Annotated in this window: 15 protein-coding genes; 11 read left to right on the top strand and 4 right to left on the bottom strand. The window is 63.0% G+C overall.

Translation table 11 applies throughout. The features are described 5' to 3' along the window. The first annotated feature begins 100 nt into the window (after positions 1–100). The 5 genes from ACWUKX_RS06045 to ACWUKX_RS06025 all read left to right on the top strand — a co-directional run bounded on the left by ACWUKX_RS06045 (position 101) and on the right by ACWUKX_RS06025 (position 5,119). Positions 101–1,429 (top strand): aminotransferase class III-fold pyridoxal phosphate-dependent enzyme, encoded by a 1,329-nt coding sequence (locus ACWUKX_RS06045; RefSeq protein ID WP_456004833.1) that lies wholly within the window; start codon positions 101–103, stop codon positions 1,427–1,429. Between the two features lie 112 nt (positions 1,430–1,541). Further along, positions 1,542–1,982, top strand: a complete 441-nt coding sequence (locus tag ACWUKX_RS06040) for an endonuclease domain-containing protein (protein WP_456004831.1) — start codon at positions 1,542–1,544, stop codon at positions 1,980–1,982. Then, positions 1,983–3,233, top strand: a complete 1,251-nt coding sequence (locus ACWUKX_RS06035; protein WP_456004829.1) for a Zn-dependent hydrolase — start codon at positions 1,983–1,985, stop codon at positions 3,231–3,233. A 63-nt stretch (positions 3,234–3,296) separates the two neighbouring features. Then, positions 3,297–4,748 carry a dihydropyrimidinase gene (gene hydA, locus ACWUKX_RS06030; protein ID WP_456004826.1) on the top strand — a complete coding sequence of 484 codons (1,452 nt, stop codon included), beginning with the start codon at positions 3,297–3,299 and terminating at the stop codon, positions 4,746–4,748. Beyond that, complete coding sequence (locus tag ACWUKX_RS06025) at positions 4,745–5,119, top strand: hypothetical protein (RefSeq protein WP_240992766.1); 375 nt, start codon at positions 4,745–4,747, stop codon at positions 5,117–5,119. The genes hydA and ACWUKX_RS06025 overlap by 4 nt, the downstream gene beginning before the upstream one ends. Before the next feature lie 35 nt (positions 5,120–5,154). Here ACWUKX_RS06025 and ACWUKX_RS06020 read toward each other — a convergent pair whose 3' ends face one another. Further along, positions 5,155–5,559: a cupin domain-containing protein gene (locus tag ACWUKX_RS06020; RefSeq protein ID WP_029351539.1), complete on the bottom strand. Its 405-nt coding sequence runs from the start codon at positions 5,557–5,559 to the stop codon at positions 5,155–5,157. Positions 5,560–5,693: 134 nt separating this feature from the next. Here ACWUKX_RS06020 and ACWUKX_RS06015 point away from each other — a divergent pair, with 134 nt between their 5' ends. From ACWUKX_RS06015 to ACWUKX_RS05995, 5 genes are all read left to right on the top strand, one after another. After that, positions 5,694–6,485, top strand: a complete 792-nt coding sequence (locus ACWUKX_RS06015) for an ABC transporter ATP-binding protein (protein ID WP_095518685.1) — start codon at positions 5,694–5,696, stop codon at positions 6,483–6,485. 504 nt (positions 6,486–6,989) lie between these two features. Next, complete coding sequence (locus tag ACWUKX_RS06010; protein WP_456004823.1) at positions 6,990–7,868, top strand: ABC transporter permease; 879 nt, start codon at positions 6,990–6,992, stop codon at positions 7,866–7,868. Next, positions 7,865–9,001, top strand: a complete 1,137-nt coding sequence (locus ACWUKX_RS06005) for an ABC transporter permease (protein WP_456004820.1) — start codon at positions 7,865–7,867, stop codon at positions 8,999–9,001. Before ACWUKX_RS06010 ends, ACWUKX_RS06005 begins: the two co-directional genes overlap by 4 nt. An 80-nt stretch (positions 9,002–9,081) precedes the next feature. After that, complete coding sequence (locus tag ACWUKX_RS06000; protein WP_029351531.1) at positions 9,082–10,053, top strand: ABC transporter substrate-binding protein; 972 nt, start codon at positions 9,082–9,084, stop codon at positions 10,051–10,053. Between the two features lie 197 nt (positions 10,054–10,250). Next, complete coding sequence (locus tag ACWUKX_RS05995) at positions 10,251–10,700, top strand: CHRD domain-containing protein (protein ID WP_456004816.1); 450 nt, start codon at positions 10,251–10,253, stop codon at positions 10,698–10,700. Positions 10,701–10,742: 42 nt separating this feature from the next. Here ACWUKX_RS05995 and ACWUKX_RS05990 read toward each other — a convergent pair whose 3' ends face one another. The 3 genes from ACWUKX_RS05990 to ACWUKX_RS05980 all read right to left on the bottom strand — a co-directional run bounded on the left by ACWUKX_RS05990 (position 10,743) and on the right by ACWUKX_RS05980 (position 14,597). Then, positions 10,743–12,392 carry a thiamine pyrophosphate-binding protein gene (locus ACWUKX_RS05990; RefSeq protein WP_456004813.1) on the bottom strand — a complete coding sequence of 550 codons (1,650 nt, stop codon included), beginning with the start codon at positions 12,390–12,392 and terminating at the stop codon, positions 10,743–10,745. Continuing rightward, entirely contained in the window at positions 12,389–13,564 is a 1,176-nt protein-coding gene (locus ACWUKX_RS05985; protein ID WP_456004810.1) for a CaiB/BaiF CoA transferase family protein, read from the bottom strand. The genes ACWUKX_RS05990 and ACWUKX_RS05985 overlap by 4 nt, the downstream gene beginning before the upstream one ends. Positions 13,565–13,661: 97 nt before the next feature. Next, positions 13,662–14,597 carry an alpha/beta fold hydrolase gene (locus tag ACWUKX_RS05980; RefSeq protein ID WP_456004807.1) on the bottom strand — a complete coding sequence of 312 codons (936 nt, stop codon included), beginning with the start codon at positions 14,595–14,597 and terminating at the stop codon, positions 13,662–13,664. Positions 14,598–14,797: 200 nt separating this feature from the next. Between ACWUKX_RS05980 and ACWUKX_RS05975 the strand changes: the two genes are divergently transcribed. After that, complete coding sequence (locus ACWUKX_RS05975; RefSeq protein ID WP_456004804.1) at positions 14,798–15,823, top strand: ribonuclease T2 family protein; 1,026 nt, start codon at positions 14,798–14,800, stop codon at positions 15,821–15,823. Positions 15,824–15,838: the final 15 nt, after the last annotated feature.

The following is a 15,838-nucleotide window of genomic DNA, read 5'->3' as shown; positions in this document are numbered from 1 at the left end:
GGTCAAAAATTTGCGTAGCACGAAAACGCAGTAGAGACCAAGTGTCGGGAAGACCAAGCGTTAGCCGCACCGAAACAGGTTACAAGGGGAAGTCTTGGTCATGTCCAACCGGCTGAAAGTCACGCCGAACGATCTCAGCGCATTCTGGATGCCGTTCACGGCGAACCGGCAATTCAAACAGGCGCCTCGCATGATGGTGTCCGCCAAGGACATGCATTACACGACCAGCGACGGGCGCAAGGTTCTCGACGGCACCGCCGGCCTGTGGTGCGTCAATGCCGGCCACTGCCGGCCGAAGATCACCGAGGCGATCCAGCAACAGGCCGCCGAACTCGACTATGCGCCTGCCTTTCAGATGGGCCACCCGATCGTCTTCGAACTGGCGAACCGTTTGGTCGACCTCGCGCCGAAGGGCATGGACCACGTGTTCTTCACCAATTCCGGATCGGAATCGGTGGAGACCGCGCTGAAGATGGCGATCGCCTACCATCGCGCCAAAGGTGAAGGCTCACGCACCCGCCTGATCGGCCGCGAGCGCGGCTATCACGGCGTCAATTTCGGCGGCATCTCGGTCGGCGGTATCGTCACCAATCGCAAGATGTTCGGCACGCTGCTCGGTGGCGTCGACCACATGCCGCACACGCATCTTCCCGAGAAGAATTCGTTCACCAAGGGCGTGCCCGAGCATGGCGCGGAATTGGCCAACGAGCTGGAGCGCATCGTTGCGCTGCATGATGCCTCGACCATCGCGGCCGTCATCGTCGAGCCGGTGGCCGGTTCCACCGGCGTCATCCTGCCGCCGAAGGGCTATCTCGAGAGGCTACGCGAGATTTGCACCAAGCACGGCATCCTGTTGATCTTCGACGAGGTCATCACCGGCTTCGGCCGCCTCGGCACGCCGTTTGCCGCCGACTATTTCGGCGTCACCCCCGATATTATGACGACCGCCAAGGGCGTCTCCAATGGCGTCATCCCGATGGGCGCGGTGTTCGTCAAGAAGGAGATCCACGACGCCTTCATGACCGGCCCCGAGCATATGATCGAGTTCTTCCACGGCTACACCTATTCGGGCAATCCGATCGCCTGTGCGGCTGCGCTCGGCACGCTCGACACCTACAAGGATGAGGGGCTGCTGACCCGCGGCGAGGAACTGGCGCCGTATTGGGAAGACGCGCTGCATTCGCTGAAGGGCGAGCCGAACGTCATCGATATCCGCAACATCGGCCTGATCGGCGCGATCGAGCTGGCACCCATTCCCGGCAGTCCGACCAAGCGTGCCTTCTCGGCCTTCGTCAAGGCGTTCGAGCGCGGCGCCCTGATCCGCACCACCGGCGACATCATCGCGCTGTCGCCGCCGCTGATCATCACCAAGGGCCAGATCAACGAATTGATCGACCATGTGCGTGAAGTGCTGAGGGCGATCGATTGAAGAACTGGGCGCGGATATCCCTCCCCCTCGAGGGGAGGGTGGCCGCGAAGCGGTCGGGTGGGGTCGGTGCGGCAGTGCGCCGACCTGATCTTTTGCCGCGAGGTCTCTGCTGATGCCTCGTTCCCGCGTGAGTTTCGAAATGCGCCAAAAGGCGCGCGCGCTTCGAGTTCACGCGACCAAGGGCGAATCCTTGCTGTGGTATGAACTGCGCGCGCTGAAATCGGCCGGCATCAAGTTTCGTCGCCAGTGCCCGATCGGACGCTATGTCGTCGACTTCGCTTGCCTCGCTGTGAAGCTGGTGGTGGAAGTGGATGGCGACTTGCACGAACAGGAGAGGGGCAAGCGGCACGACGCCGTCCGTGACGCCTATCTGCGATCGCTCGGGTTCGATATCTTTCGCGTCGACGAGCCCGATGTCATAAACAGTGCCTGGCATGTCGCGCAGGTGGTGAAGGAGAAGGTCGTGCGCATGTCAGGCGACCCCACCCGACCGCTTCGCGGCCACCCTCCCCTCGAGGGGGAGGGGGACGCCGCGCAAACGATGAGGTTTTGAATGGCCGCTCCCGGCGAGAATCTGCGAATCAATTCAGACCGTTTGTGGGATTCGATAATGGAGATGGCGAAGATCGGCCCCGGCATTGCCGGCGGCAACAATCGCCAGACATTGACCGACGAGGACGGCGAGGGGCGGCATCTGTTCAGGCGCTGGTGCGAGGCGGCGGGGCTCGAAATGGGCCTCGACGAGATGGGCACGATGTTTGCCCGCCGCGAAGGCGCCGACCCTGATCTGCCGCCGGTCTATGTCGGCAGCCATCTCGACACCCAGCCGACCGGCGGCAAGTATGACGGCGTGCTCGGCGTGCTTGGCGGGTTGGAGATCGTGCGCTCGCTCAACGAGCTCGGCATCAAGACGAAACATCCGATCGTCGTCACAAACTGGACGAACGAAGAAGGCGCGCGTTTCGCGCCGGCCATGATGGCATCCGGCGTCTTCGCCGGCGTCCTCGACCAGGCCGACGTCTATTCGCATGTCGACAAGGACGGCAAGAAATTTGGCGAGGAGCTCGAACGCATCGGCTGGAAGGGCACCGAGAAAGTCGGCGCGCGCCAAATCCACGCCTTCTTCGAGCTGCATATCGAGCAAGGTCCGATCCTCGAGGACGAAGGTATCGACATCGGCGTCGTCACCCATGGCCAGGGACTGAAATGGCTGCAGGTGACGTTGACCGGCAGGGAGGCGCATACCGGCTCGACGCCGATGCCGAAGCGCCGCAACGCCGGGCTCGGCATGGCGCGGGTGATCGAGCTGGTGCACGAGATCGCCATGGACTACCAGCCCGATGCCGTAGGCGCGGTCGGCCACATGGAAGCCTATCCGAACTCGCGCAACATCATCGCCGGACGCACCGTCTTCACCATCGACATCCGCTCGCCGGAAAAGGAGGTGCTCGACGCGATGGACGCGCGCATCCGCGAAGGCATCGACACGATCTGCGAGGCGCTCGATATCAAATATCAAATCGAGCAGGTCGGTCATTTCGATCCGGTCGCTTTCGATGCGGGCTGCGTCAAGGCTGTGCGGGATGCGGCGGAGCGCTTGGGTTATACGCATCGCAACATCGTCTCCGGCGCCGGCCACGACGCCTGCTGGATCAACCGCGTCGCGCCCACCGCAATGGTGATGTGCCCGTGCGTCGATGGGCTGTCGCACAATGAGGCCGAGGAAATCACCAAGGAATGGGCGGCGGCCGGCGCCGACGTGCTGTTCCACGCGGTGGTGGAAACAGCGGTGATTGTGGAGTGAACTAGAAACCAAGATTCCGAATGCCGCTCACCAAGAAGCGCGAGAAAAACAAGGGAACAAAAAATGTCCAAAGTCATCAAGAACGGCACCATCGTCACCGCCGACCGCACCTGGAAGGCCGACGTGCTGTTCAAGCACGGCAAGATCATCGCCATCGGCCCGGACCTGCATGGCGACCACGAGTTCGATGCCACCGGCTGCTATGTGATGCCGGGCGGCATCGATCCGCATACCCATCTCGAAATGCCGTTCATGGGCACCTACTCGGCCGATGATTTCGAGAGCGGCACGCGCGCCGCACTTGCCGGCGGCACGACGATGGTCGTCGATTTTTGTCTGCCGTCGCCGCAGCAGTCGCTGCTCGAGGCCTTGCAGATGTGGGACAACAAGACCTCGAAAGCCTCCTGCGACTATTCCTTCCACATGGCGATCACCTGGTGGGGCAGGCAGGTATTCGACGAGATGGCCACCGTCGTCGACAAGGGCATAACCTCGTTCAAGCACTTCATGGCCTACAAGGGCGCGCTGATGGTCGACGACGACGAGATGTATTCGTCGTTCCAGCGCTGCGCCGACCTCGGCGCGCTGCCGTTGGTTCATGCCGAGAATGGCGATGTGGTGGCCGCGCTTTCGCAGAAGCTTCTGGCTGCCGGCAACAACGGCCCGGAGGGGCATGCCTATTCGCGCCCGCCGGAGGTCGAAGGCGAGGCGACCAACCGCGCCATCATGATCGCCGACATGGCCGGCGTGCCGCTCTATGTCGTGCATGTCTCCTGCGAGCAGGCTCACGAAGCCATTCGGCGGGCGCGGCAGAAAGGCATGCGCGTCTTCGGCGAGCCGCTGATCCAGCATTTGACACTCGACGAGAGCGAATATTTCAACAAGGACTGGGATCATGCGGCGCGCCGCGTGATGAGCCCGCCCTTCCGCAACAAATTGCATCAGGATTCGCTGTGGGCCGGCCTGCAGGCCGGATCGCTGCAAGTGGTGGCGACAGACCATTGCGCCTTCACCACCAGCCAAAAGCGCAACGGCGTCGGCGATTTCACCAAAATCCCGAACGGCACCGGCGGGCTCGAGGACCGCTTGCCGGTGCTGTGGACGACGGGCGTCAACACCGGCCGGCTGACGATGAACGAATTCGTCGCGGTGACCTCGACCAACATCGCCAAGATCCTCAACATGTATCCGAAGAAGGGCGCCATCGTTGAAGGTGCGGACGCCGACATCCTCGTCTGGGACCCGAAGCGCAAGAAGAAGATCACGGCCAAAAAGCAGCAGTCGGTGATCGACTATAACGTCTTCGAAGGTTTTGAGGTGACCGGCCTGCCGCGCTTTGTCTTCTCGCGCGGCGAACTGTCGATCCAGGAAGCTGAGGTCAAGGCGAAGCCCGGCCATGGGGAGTTCGTCGCTCGCGAGCCGAATGCAGCGGTCAACCGGGCGCTGTCGACCTGGAAGGAAATTTCCGCACCGCGCAAGGTGGAACGCACCGGCATTCCGGCGACCGGGGTGTGAGCTTGGCGCGTTCGGCAGCGATCGCCTCACTGGTTGTGGCGAGCATTACCGGCGTACCGGCAGCGGCTGAGGTTCTTGCCGGTTCCTATGGCAATGATGTCGGTTGTGCCGGTGTATGGCTCGGCTATCAGGACAGCGATGCCTATGTCGTGCTGACCGCCGACGGCGTCGAAACCTATGGCAGCGGCTGCCGGTTCGCGCGGCAACTGGTGACGGCGCCTGGTACGCAGTCGTTGAGCTCGACCTGTTTCGCTGAAGGCGAGGAGGGAACGACGACTGAGACCGTCAAGGTCACCAACAAGGGAGCTGACGGTTTCTTCGTGACCATTCCCGGCCTTGAAGAGATAGGGCCGTTGAAATCATGTTCGTGACGGTGCCGATGATGGCCTCTCCGTCGATGCCGACCTCAGGCGACCAGCCCATCCAGTTCCGGCAGCAGGACGACACTTTCCTGTTCGTTGGGATCGGTGCGGGCGATGACCGCCGAGGCCGAACTGTCGCTCAGATTGGCCGGCAGATGCGGCACCCCGGCAGGAATGTAGAAGAGGTCGCCGGCCTTGACCACGATCTGCTGTTCGAGCCGGTCGCCATACCAGGTATGAACCTCGCCGGAGAGCACATAGATCGCCGTTTCATGGCTTTCGTGCATATGCGCCTTGGCGCGGGCACCGGGCGGCATGGTCAGCAGGTGCATGCAGATGCCGGTCGAGCCGACCGTCTCGGCGGCGATACCGGTGAAATAACTCAGTCCCTGCTTGCCTTCATAAGAGCTTTCAGGGCGGATAAGATGACAAGTGGGTTTGGACGACATCTGGGATGCTCTGGGCGTCGATCGAGTGGGAACTCTCAGTCGGATAGGACGGGGCGAGTGGAAAGCAACATCGCGGCAAAATCAACCGGATTCCGCCCGGCGCAGCAGCGGCGCGAAAAGGCAGGCTGCGGCCTATGACGGGAACATCGCCAGCCGTCGTTTCGGCAAGCAAGCTCGGCCTGACCTTCCAGACCAATGACGGCCCAGTGCAGGCGCTGTCGAATGTCGACCTGACCATCGGCAAAGGTGAATTCGTCTCCTTCATCGGGCCGTCCGGCTGCGGCAAGACGACCCTGCTGCGGGTCATCGCCGATCTGGAAAAACCGACATCGGGAAGCATCTCCGTCAACGGCATGACGCCGGAGCAGGCGCGCCAGAGCCGCGCCTACGGCTATGTCTTCCAGGCGGCGGCGCTTTATCCGTGGCGTACGATCGAGCGCAACGTGGCGCTGCCGCTGGAAATCATGGGCCTGTCGAAGACAGAGCAGGCGGCGCGGATCAAGCGCACGCTCGACCTCGTCAACCTGGGCGGCTTCGAGCAGAAATACCCGTGGCAGCTTTCCGGCGGCATGCAGCAGCGCGCCTCGATCGCGCGGGCGCTGGCCTTCGACGCCGATCTCCTGTTGATGGACGAGCCGTTCGGCGCGCTCGACGAGATCGTGCGCGACCATCTCAACCAACAGCTTCTGGAGCTTTGGGAGCGGACCAACAAGACCATCTGCTTCGTCACCCATTCCATTCCCGAGGCGGTCTACCTCTCGACGCGGATCATCGTCATGTCGCCGCGTCCGGGCCGCGTCAGCGACGTCATCGAATCGACGCTGCCCAAGCAGCGGCCGCTCGACATCCGCGAGACGCCGGAGTTCCTGGCGATCGCGGCACGCGTGCGCGACGGGCTCAGGGCAGGACACAGCTATGATGATTGAGGTGAAGCGGCACTGGCTTGCGCCTTCAACGCAGGAGGTGCATCGCCCTAGCGAGGCAGACGCTAACCGTGCTTTCGTCATCCTAGGGCGGAGCCGCCGCGAAGCGGCGTGCGCAGACCCTAGGATCCATTCCGTGACTTCGGCCGAAAGGCCCAAACGGTTCAGAATGTCCGCCACGCAGGCGACGACGGCTGACGTTTTCTTCAGGTCGGGAGCATTGTTCCGCACCGTTGCGGAGCGCGAAAGTTACGGCATGGATCCTAGGGTCTGCGCCGCGTCGCTTCGCTCCTTGCTTCGCCCTAGGATGACGAAGGCGTGGTTGGCCGCTCCCTCTACGCACGCCGCTTTCCGGCTCCGCCCTAGGATGACGAAGAACAGGCATGGCCACATACGCGGCAGCGCTGCCAGCAGAGGGTGGTTGGCGGCGTTGCAGCCGATGTCACCCGGCCTCCGCTTCGCTCCGGCCACCCTCTCCCCGTTGGGGAGAGGAGGGGGACGCCGCTGATGGACTCCTTTCGCGACAAGATCGTTCCGGTGACCTCGATCCTCGTTGGCGTGGTCGTTGTCTGGTATGTTTTCGCCGTCATCCTCAACGCGCCGTTCCAGCGCGATCTCGACCGACGTGCCGGCGAGACGCCGGGGGTTGTGGAATTCATCGGCAAGACGATGTCGCAGCCGAAGCCGACGCTGCCGGCGCCGCATCAGGTGGCTGTGAATTTCTTCGAGAACACGTTTCTGCGCAGCGTCACCAGCAACCGCAGCCTTGTCTACAATGCCTGGGTGACTTTGTCCTCGACGCTGCTCGGCTTTGCCTTCGGCACGGCGCTCGGCATCGTGATTGCCGTCGGTATCGTGCATGTGGCGACGCTCGACCGCAGCCTGATGCCGTGGATCATCGCCTCGCAGACCATTCCGATCCTGGCGGTGGCGCCGATGATCATCGTCGTGCTGGCGGCGATCGGCGTCACCGGGCTGATCCCGAAGGCGCTGATCTCGACCTATCTGTCGTTCTTCCCGGTGGCTGTCGGCATGGTCAAGGGTTTGCGTTCGCCCGAGCTCACCCATCTCGATCTGATGCACACCTACAATGCCAGCCCCTCGCAGACCTTTTGGAAGTTGCGCGTGCCGGCGTCGGTGCCGTTCCTGTTCACCTCGATGAAGGTGGCGGTCGCCGCCAGCCTGGTCGGCGCCATCGTCGGCGAACTGCCGACCGGCGCCGTCGCCGGCATCGGCGCCAAGCTGCTCGCCGGCGCCTATTACAGCCAGACCATCGACATCTGGTCGGCGCTGGTGGCCGGCTCGGTCGTGGCGGCCTTGCTGGTGATGGTGGTCGGCATTGCCGGGCGCATCGTCGATCGCGCCATGGGCGGGAGGCCGGCATGAGCGATCTCCTCAGCCTTTCGTCGATCACGCCCCGCTCGTGGCAAGGGTATGCAGCGCTTGCGCTTCTTGCCGGGGCGATCCTTCTTTGGCCGCTTGTCGATGCGGCGCCCGGTTATGGCGTCGCCATCGCTGCTTTGATTTTCTTGTTGCTGCTTCTGGCAATCGAGGCCGATAATTTCCCACCGGCAATTGGGGTGGTGTTGCTCTTTCTTGGCGCGCATGGCGCGGCGTGGCTGCTGCTCGCCGGCATAACCGGCAACGAAGGCACCGCTCGCGCATCGTTCTATCTGCTGCTTGCCGCGGCATGGCTTCTGGCCTGGCGATGCGTGACAGCCCTGTCCGCGCTTCGCCCGACCTCGCGCTGGGCGGCGACCGCTTTGAGGCTGATCATTCCGGCTATCTTCGGCGCCTGGATCCTGATCATCTGGGAGGCGGTGACGCGCGGCGCGGGCATCCCCTTCATTCTGCTGCCGCCGCCAAGCGCCATCGGCGTGCGCATCGCCAATTCGCTGCCGGTGCTGGCCGCCGACGTGCGGCAGACCATCTTCAAGGCGGTGATCTTCGGCTATGTGGTTGGCAGCGGCGCCGGCTTCCTCGCCGCCATCGCGGCCGACCGCGTGCCGTTCCTGCGGCGCGGGCTTTTGCCGATCGGCAACATGGTGTCGGCGCTGCCGATCATCGGCGTGGCGCCGATCATGGTCATGTGGTTCGGCTTCGACTGGCAGTCGAAGGCCGCCGTCGTCATCATCATGACCTTCTTCCCGATGCTGGTGAATACGGTCGCGGGCCTTGCCGCCTCCGGCCACATGGAGCGCGACCTGATGCGCACCTATGCGTCGAGTTACTGGCAGACGCTGTTCAAGTTGCGGTTGCCGGCGGCAGCCCCCTTCATCTTCAACGCGCTGAAGATCAATTCGACGCTGGCGCTGATCGGCGCCATTGTCGCGGAGTTCTTCGGCACGCCGGTGGTCGGCATGGGATTCAGGATTTCGACCGAAGTCGGGCGAATGAACATCGATATGGTCTGGGCCGAAATCGCAGTTGCAGCACTTGCGGGTTCGGTCTTTTATGGCGTGGTCGCTCTTTTCGAGAGAGCCGTTACGTTTTGGCATCCCTCCGTCCGTGGTGGATAGAGCGGTGGCGGGTTTGGAATCAGGAGCGCATTGAAGGTCCTGATCCTAAGGGTGAACACTTAACTTCAGAGGGTAAAAGCATGAAAAGACTTGTTATTTCGATGCTGGCCGGCGCGATGTCGCTTGCCGCGTTCCAGGCGATGGCCGCGGACAAGGTGACGCTGCAGCTGAAATGGGTCACGCAGGCCCAGTTCGCCGGCTACTACGTCGCCAAGGACAAGGGGTTCTACGAGGCCGAGGGCCTCGACGTCGAGATCAAGCCGGGCGGCCCCGATATCGCGCCGGAGCAGGTGATCGCCGGCGGCGGCGCCGACGTCATCGTTGACTGGATGGGCGGCGCGCTCGCCGCCCGCGAAAAGGGTGTGCCGCTGGTCAATATCGCCCAACCGTTCAAGAAGGCCGGCATGCAGCTGGTCTGCCCGAAGGACGGCCCGGTCAAGACCGAAGCCGACTTCAAGGGCCATACGCTCGGCGTCTGGTTCTTCGGCAACGAATATCCGTTCTACGCCTGGATGAACAAACTCGGCCTGAAGACCGACGGCGGCCCGGACGGCGTCACCGTGCTGAAGCAGAGTTTCGACGTGCAGCCGCTGATCCAGAAGCAGGCGGATTGCATTTCGGTCATGACCTACAACGAATATTGGCAGCTCATCGATGCCGGCTACAAGCCGGAAGAGCTGATCGTGTTCAACTACTCCGCTATGGGCAACGACCTGCTTGAGGACGGGCTCTATGCCCTGGAGGACAAGCTCAAGGATCCGGCCTTCGAGGACAAGATGGTGCGTTTCGTGCGCGCCTCGATGAAGGGCTGGAAATACGCCGTCGACAATTCCGACGAGGCGGCCGGCATCGTCATGGACAATGGCGGCCAGGACGAGAACCACCAAAAGCGCATGATGGGCGAAGTCGCCAAGCTGATCGACAATGCCGACGGCAAGCTCGACCCGGCGACCTACGCGCGCACCGCCAAGGCGCTGCTCGACCAGAAGATCATCACCAAGGAGCCGACCGGCGCCTACACGACCGCCATCACCGACAAGGCGATCAAGTAGGGCAGGGCCATCAATAGGGCGGTCGGGTAGAGGCGATCAACCTGGCCTCTGCAGCCTGCAATTCGGAAAGGGGCGGGCGACCGCCCCTTTTTGCTGGGATGTAAAATAGCCGTTACCGGTGGAAACATCCGCTCGCCACAACCGTTGTTCCAGTGCATCCAGCTTCAGCGGATGTCACCGCCACAACGGAGATTCCCATGCGCATACAATCCTTCTCGCCGAAGCTTTCGGCGCTGGCCGTTTCGGCTTCCGTCCTATGCGCTTCACCGGCCTTGGCCGACATGATGAAGATGAAGGCGACGCTCGATGGCGCTCAGCAGAATCCGCCCATCACTACGGAGGGCAAGGGCACCGCCGCTCTCGTCTTCGACACCGCCACGAAACAGCTCACCTGGAACGTGACGTATTCAGGTCTCAGCGGCCCGGCGACGGCCGGACATATTCACGGTCCGGCGGCAAAGGGTGAAAATGCCGGCGTCGCCGTCCCGTTCAAGGGCGCTCCGAAAAGCCCGTTCAAGGGGGCGGCGATTCTGACCGACGCGCAGGCTGCCGACCTGATGGCCGGCAAATACTACATCAACATCCATACGGCGGCCCACGAGGACGGCGAGATCCGCGGACAGATCGAGAAGGCGGCGACGATGTAGCCAAGTCTTGCGCCAACGGAAAGGGCAGCCCTTCCTATCGAATCACGACCTGTCTCTTATCTGGGTCATCGTGCGGGTTGGCGTGATGGCCTCGGGGTCGAGCCTGATCTCGACAATCGACGGCTTGCCGCTGGCGCGCGCGCGTTCGAAGGCCGGCGCGAAATCGGCCGTCTTCTCGACCGTTTCGCCATGGCCGCCATAGGCGCGGGCCAAAGCCGCAAAGTCGGGATTCCGCAGATCGGTGGCGACGACGCGGCCCGGATACTCGCGCTCCTGATGCATGCGGATGGTGCCGTAGATGCCGTTGTTGACGATGACGACGATGATCGGCAGATCGTATTGCACGGCGGTGGCGAACTCCTGCCCGTTCATCAGGAAGCAGCCGTCGCCGGCAAAGGCTATCACATCGCGCTCGGGGAACAATTCCTTGGCTGCGACCGCTGCCGGCGTGCCGTAGCCCATCGAGCCGGAGGTGGGGGCGGCCTGCGTGGCAAAGCGCCGGGAACGGTGGAAACGGTGCACCCAGGTGGCGTAGTTGCCGGCGCCGTTGGTGAGGATCGCATCGTCGGGCAGCATTTTTTCGAGATAGTTCATGATCGGTCCCATCTGGACGGTGCCAGGACCACTTTCGGGCGGTGTCGACCAGTCGAGATAGGCGGCGTGCAGCTTCGGTGTTTCATCCGCCCAGACCGGCGTGGCGGCTGGCTTGCGCCCGGCGAAGGCTTCGACGAACGCGGAAGGCGAGGCGTTGATCGCCAGCGTCGGCCGATAGACACGGCCGAGCTCGCCGGCATCGGCGTGGACATGGACCAGCGTCTGGTCGGGGTAGGGGCTCTTGAGCAGCGTGTAGTCGGAGGACGGCATCTCGCCCATGCGGCCGCCGATCAGCAGCACGGCGTCGGCCTGCTTGATCGCGGTGGCCAGCTTCGGGTTGATGCCAATGCCCACATCGCCGGCATAGTTCGGGTGGAGATGATCGAACAGCATCTGGCGGCGGAAGGAGCAGCCGACCGGCAGCGACCAGGCTTCGGCGATCGTCCGCATCCGCGCGACGGCCTCCGCATCCCAGCGCGTGCCGCCTAGGATAACGAAAGGGCGCTGCGCCTTATTGAGGAGCTTTTCGAGAGCATCGAGCTCGGCCTCGCCCGGCCGCGTTTCGACCGGCGTGTGGGGCAGGGCTTCTGGCGCCTCGGCAAGGCTGGTCAGCATGTCTTCCGGCAGCGAGATGACGACCGGGCCGGGGCGGCCGGACGTCGCCACCGCGAAGGCGCGCGTGACGAATTCGGGAATGCGCGAGGCATCGTCGATCTCGACCACCCATTTGGCGATATCGCCGAAGAACCTGACATAGTCGACCTCTTGAAAAGCCTCGCGCCCCTTGGCATGGCTGGCGACCTGGCCGATGAACAGGATGACGGGAACCGAATCCTGCATGGCGATGTGGATGCCGGCCGAGGCGTTGGTGGCGCCGGGTCCGCGGGTGACGAAGCAGATGCCGGGCTTGCCGGTCAGGCGGCCATGGCAGTCGGCCATCATTGCAGCACCGCCTTCCTGGCGGCAGACGATGGTGCGGATCGTTGAATCGTGCAACGCGTCGAGCACCGCAAGATAGGATTCCCCGGGCACGCAATAGATGCGGTCGGTGCCGTTGGCTTCAAGCGCATCGACGATCAGTTGTCCGCCGCTCTTCATTTTCCTGACCTCTCCAGTTCGGCAAGGATTTCTTCGGTGTGTTCGCCGAGACGCGGCGAGGGCCGCTCATAGACCAGCGGCGTGCCCGACATGACCATCGGCGCGCGCACCGAGGGCAAGAGATTGCCGTGGCCGTCGTCGAGGTCGAGCCGCATGCCGCGCGCGATGGTCTGCGGGTCGGCGAACATCTGCCCGATCGTGTTGATCGGGCTGGCAGGCACACTTGCCGCCTCCAGTTTAGCCAGCAGCGGATCGCGATCGAAGGTTTTCAGCGCCTCGATTATATGCTCGCGCAGCTTCGCCCGGTTGGCGACCCGGGCGGGATTGGTGGCGAAATCGGGGTTCGATGGCAGATCGTCCAAGCCGATGGCCGCGCAGAATTTAGCGAACTGGCCGTCATTGCCGATCGCCAGGATGATATGGCCGTCCTTCACCGGCACCACTTCGTAAGGCGCAATGTTCATATGCGCGTTGCCCATCTGCACCGGCGATTTTCCGGAGACCAGATAATTGAGGTTCTGGTTGCCGAGCGCCGAGATCTGGGTGTCGTAGAGCGCCATGTCGATATGCTGGCCTTCGCCGGTCGTCTCGGCATGGCGAAGTGCGGCCTGGATGGCAATCACCGAATACAAGCCGGTGAAAATGTCGGAGACGGCGACACCGGCCTTTTGCGGCTCGCGGCCGGCCTCGCCGGTGATCGACATCATGCCGGCCATGCCCTGGATGATGAAGTCATAGCCGGCGCGCGGCGCATAGGGCCCGTCCTGGCCGAAGCCGGTGATCGAGCAATAGATCAGCCGCGGGTTTATTTCCCTGAGGCTCTCATAGTCGAGGGCGTATTTCTTCAGGCCGCCGACCTTGAAGTTTTCGATCAGAACGTCCGATGCGGCGACCAGCCGGCGCACTGTCTCGGCGCCCTCGGGCGTCGAGAAATCGATGGCGATGGAGCGCTTGCCGCGATTGCAGGAATGATAGTAGGCGGCCGAGAGGTTTTCGCCGTCATGGCTCATGACGAAGGGCGGACCCCATTTGCGGGTGTCGTCGCCGCCATCCGGGCTCTCGACCTTGATGACGTCGGCGCCGAGATCGGCAAGCAGCTGCCCCGCCCACGGTCCGGCCAGTATGCGGGCGAGTTCGATTACGCGGACACCTTTCAGCGGAGGCTCAGTCATGGATCACCGTGATTGATCGGAAACGCAGCCTGTATCAATCCCGCGTGATGCTGTCACGGTTCTTGCAATGGGCCAAACTCGATCTTGTCGATGTCGATCATGGTTGTTTCAGCACGCTGTCGGCCCATGCGGCGAAATCGTCCATGATTTTATCTCGATTCACCTCGTTCAGACTTTCGTGGCGGGTCTCGGCGTAAACCTTTGAAACGAGATTCGAAAAACCCATCCTGTGCAGGCGGCCAGCGAGATGGCTGACCGCCCTGCCGCCGTCGGTGGCGGGGTCCTTTTCGCCGCCGACCAGGCAGATCGGCAGGGCCTTGCGGACACCGGAAAAATTAGTGTCGTCGGCACCGTCGAAGACGAACCCGAACAGGTCGCGCCACATCGACACGGAGGCATCCCAACCGCATAGCGGATCGGCGATATACTTGTCGACTTCGGCTGCGTCGCGCGACAGCCAGTCGAACGGCGTGCGGTGATCGGGGACGGCTTTGCCCCAGGCTTGGAAGGTCAGTCGCGGCAGCATACGCGACGGCATGTCGGAGCCGAGCCGGAATTTTTCCCAAGCCAGGATGATTTGCGCGGCACGGCTGGCGAGCCCGGCGGAAAAATTAGCGTTCCAGATGGCGGCCGCGTGCAGGCGGCTCGAATGGTGAAGCATGAAATTCAGCGCGACGAGGCCGCCCATGGAATGGCCGAAGACGATGACGGGCAGGCCGGGGTGGTCGCCGGCGATCAGGTCGTGCACAGCCGCGACATCGGCGACGACCTTGGCGCCGCCGTGTTTTTGAGCGAACCTGCCGAGTGGGGCATCGGGCGCCTTGGTTGCGCCATGGCCGCGATGATCATGGGCGTAGATATGGAAGCCGCGCTCACCCAGAAAGGTAGCGAAGCGGACATAGCGCGCGGCGTGTTCGGCCAGCCCGTGATTAATTTGGACGACCGCGCGCGGGCGGCCCTCGGCACGTTTCACATAAAGGTTGAGCTCGGCGCCGGTCGGCGATCGGAGCACGCGCTGCTGGCTGAATGACATTGTCGCTTCGTCTCCAACGCGTCTTTCACGCCTGCGGACGTTTGTGTGCGCCGACGCCGGTTTTGCGTCAATCCGTTGGCCTTGTTTTCCGCAGTGCTGTTCTTGCGTCGCAACGCGGTATCGCAATTCTGACATGGAGAATTTGATACCAAGAGAGGGCGGCAGTCTGTTGCCGCAGCATTTTTCCCCGGGGTACTTTCATGCATACGCGGACAGGTCTGGTTTTCGAATTCGCGCTTGTCGCCGCGTTGCTAACGGGTGCTGCTCGGGCCGAGGTGAAGATGAGCGGCTCCTTCGTGGCCGACGCCACCTGTCCAGCGACACAGGCCATCAAGAACGGCAAGAATCCCGGCAATATCGCGACTGATGCGGGACAGAGCTACGAGCTTCTGGCCGGCAACAGGCATGCTCCCACGCACTATCTGATCCGCGTGCCGGGGGCCGATCCGGAGCGCCGCTGGGTGAGGATCGACTGCGGCCATGTTTCGGGTGGCAGCGCATCCACGGAACCGGCAGCACCCGCGCCGGTCGACCGGGAGAAGTCCGCTGCGCCGATCTCGGGAAGGCCCGGATATGTCCTCGCGCTGAGCTGGCAGCCGGCGTTTTGCGAAACCAAGCCCAGCAAGACCGAATGCAAGGCGCAGACCGCGGCCGGTTTCGAAGCGAGGCATTTCACCTTGCATGGGCTGTGGCCGCAGCCGAACGGAAATTTCTATTGCGAGGTGGCAGCGGCCGACAGGGCGAACGACAATCCGGCGCACTGGCGGGACCTGCCGCCGGTCGAGCTCGAGCCGAACACGCGGTCGGAGCTCGATCAGGTGATGCCAGGCACCGCATCTGATCTCGACAGGCATGAGTGGATCAAGCATGGCACCTGTTACGGCAAGAGCCAGCAGGAGTATTTTTCCGATGCGCTGAACCTGACGCGCGCGGTGAATGCTTCACCGGTGCGTGATCTTTTCACACAAAACGTTGGCCGGGATCTGACCTCCGACCAGATCCGCAGCGCCTTCGATAGTGCTTTCGGTCCCGGCGCGGGCGAGCGGGTTCGCGTCTCCTGTCTGAACGACCATTCGAGCGGCAGGCGGCTGATCGGCGAACTGACGCTCGGCCTGGCCGGCCCGATCGGTCCAAACCCTTCGCTCAGTGAGCTGTTGCTGGCATCGGTGCCGACGAACAATGCCGGCTGTCCGAAAGGCACCGTCGATCCGATCGAGTTCCAGTGACACGCCGAGCCGGTC

Source organism: Mesorhizobium sp. f-mel, from assembly GCF_053850215.1.
This window is presented reverse-complemented; position numbering and strand designations above follow the sequence as displayed.

Bases quoted from the DNA above. Each gene is read 5' to 3' on its own strand.
- ACWUKX_RS06000 (WP_029351531.1), top strand. From the start codon at position 9,082: ATGAAAAGACTTGTTATTTCGATGCTGGCCGGCGCGATGTCGCTTGCC.
- ACWUKX_RS06015 (WP_095518685.1), top strand. From the start codon at position 5,694: ATGACGGGAACATCGCCAGCCGTCGTTTCGGCAAGCAAGCTCGGCCTG.
- ACWUKX_RS06040 (WP_456004831.1), top strand. From the start codon at position 1,542: ATGCCTCGTTCCCGCGTGAGTTTCGAAATGCGCCAAAAGGCGCGCGCG.
- ACWUKX_RS05985 (WP_456004810.1), bottom strand. From the start codon at position 13,564: ATGACTGAGCCTCCGCTGAAAGGTGTCCGCGTAATCGAACTCGCCCGC.
- ACWUKX_RS06005 (WP_456004820.1), top strand. From the start codon at position 7,865: ATGAGCGATCTCCTCAGCCTTTCGTCGATCACGCCCCGCTCGTGGCAA.
- ACWUKX_RS06035 (WP_456004829.1), top strand. From the start codon at position 1,983: ATGGCCGCTCCCGGCGAGAATCTGCGAATCAATTCAGACCGTTTGTGG.
- ACWUKX_RS05990 (WP_456004813.1), bottom strand. From the start codon at position 12,392: ATGAAGAGCGGCGGACAACTGATCGTCGATGCGCTTGAAGCCAACGGC.
- ACWUKX_RS06045 (WP_456004833.1), top strand. From the start codon at position 101: ATGTCCAACCGGCTGAAAGTCACGCCGAACGATCTCAGCGCATTCTGG.
- hydA (WP_456004826.1), top strand. From the start codon at position 3,297: ATGTCCAAAGTCATCAAGAACGGCACCATCGTCACCGCCGACCGCACC.
- ACWUKX_RS05995 (WP_456004816.1), top strand. From the start codon at position 10,251: ATGCGCATACAATCCTTCTCGCCGAAGCTTTCGGCGCTGGCCGTTTCG.
- ACWUKX_RS06020 (WP_029351539.1), bottom strand. From the start codon at position 5,559: ATGTCGTCCAAACCCACTTGTCATCTTATCCGCCCTGAAAGCTCTTAT.
- ACWUKX_RS05975 (WP_456004804.1), top strand. From the start codon at position 14,798: ATGCATACGCGGACAGGTCTGGTTTTCGAATTCGCGCTTGTCGCCGCG.
- ACWUKX_RS06010 (WP_456004823.1), top strand. From the start codon at position 6,990: ATGGACTCCTTTCGCGACAAGATCGTTCCGGTGACCTCGATCCTCGTT.
- ACWUKX_RS05980 (WP_456004807.1), bottom strand. From the start codon at position 14,597: ATGTCATTCAGCCAGCAGCGCGTGCTCCGATCGCCGACCGGCGCCGAG.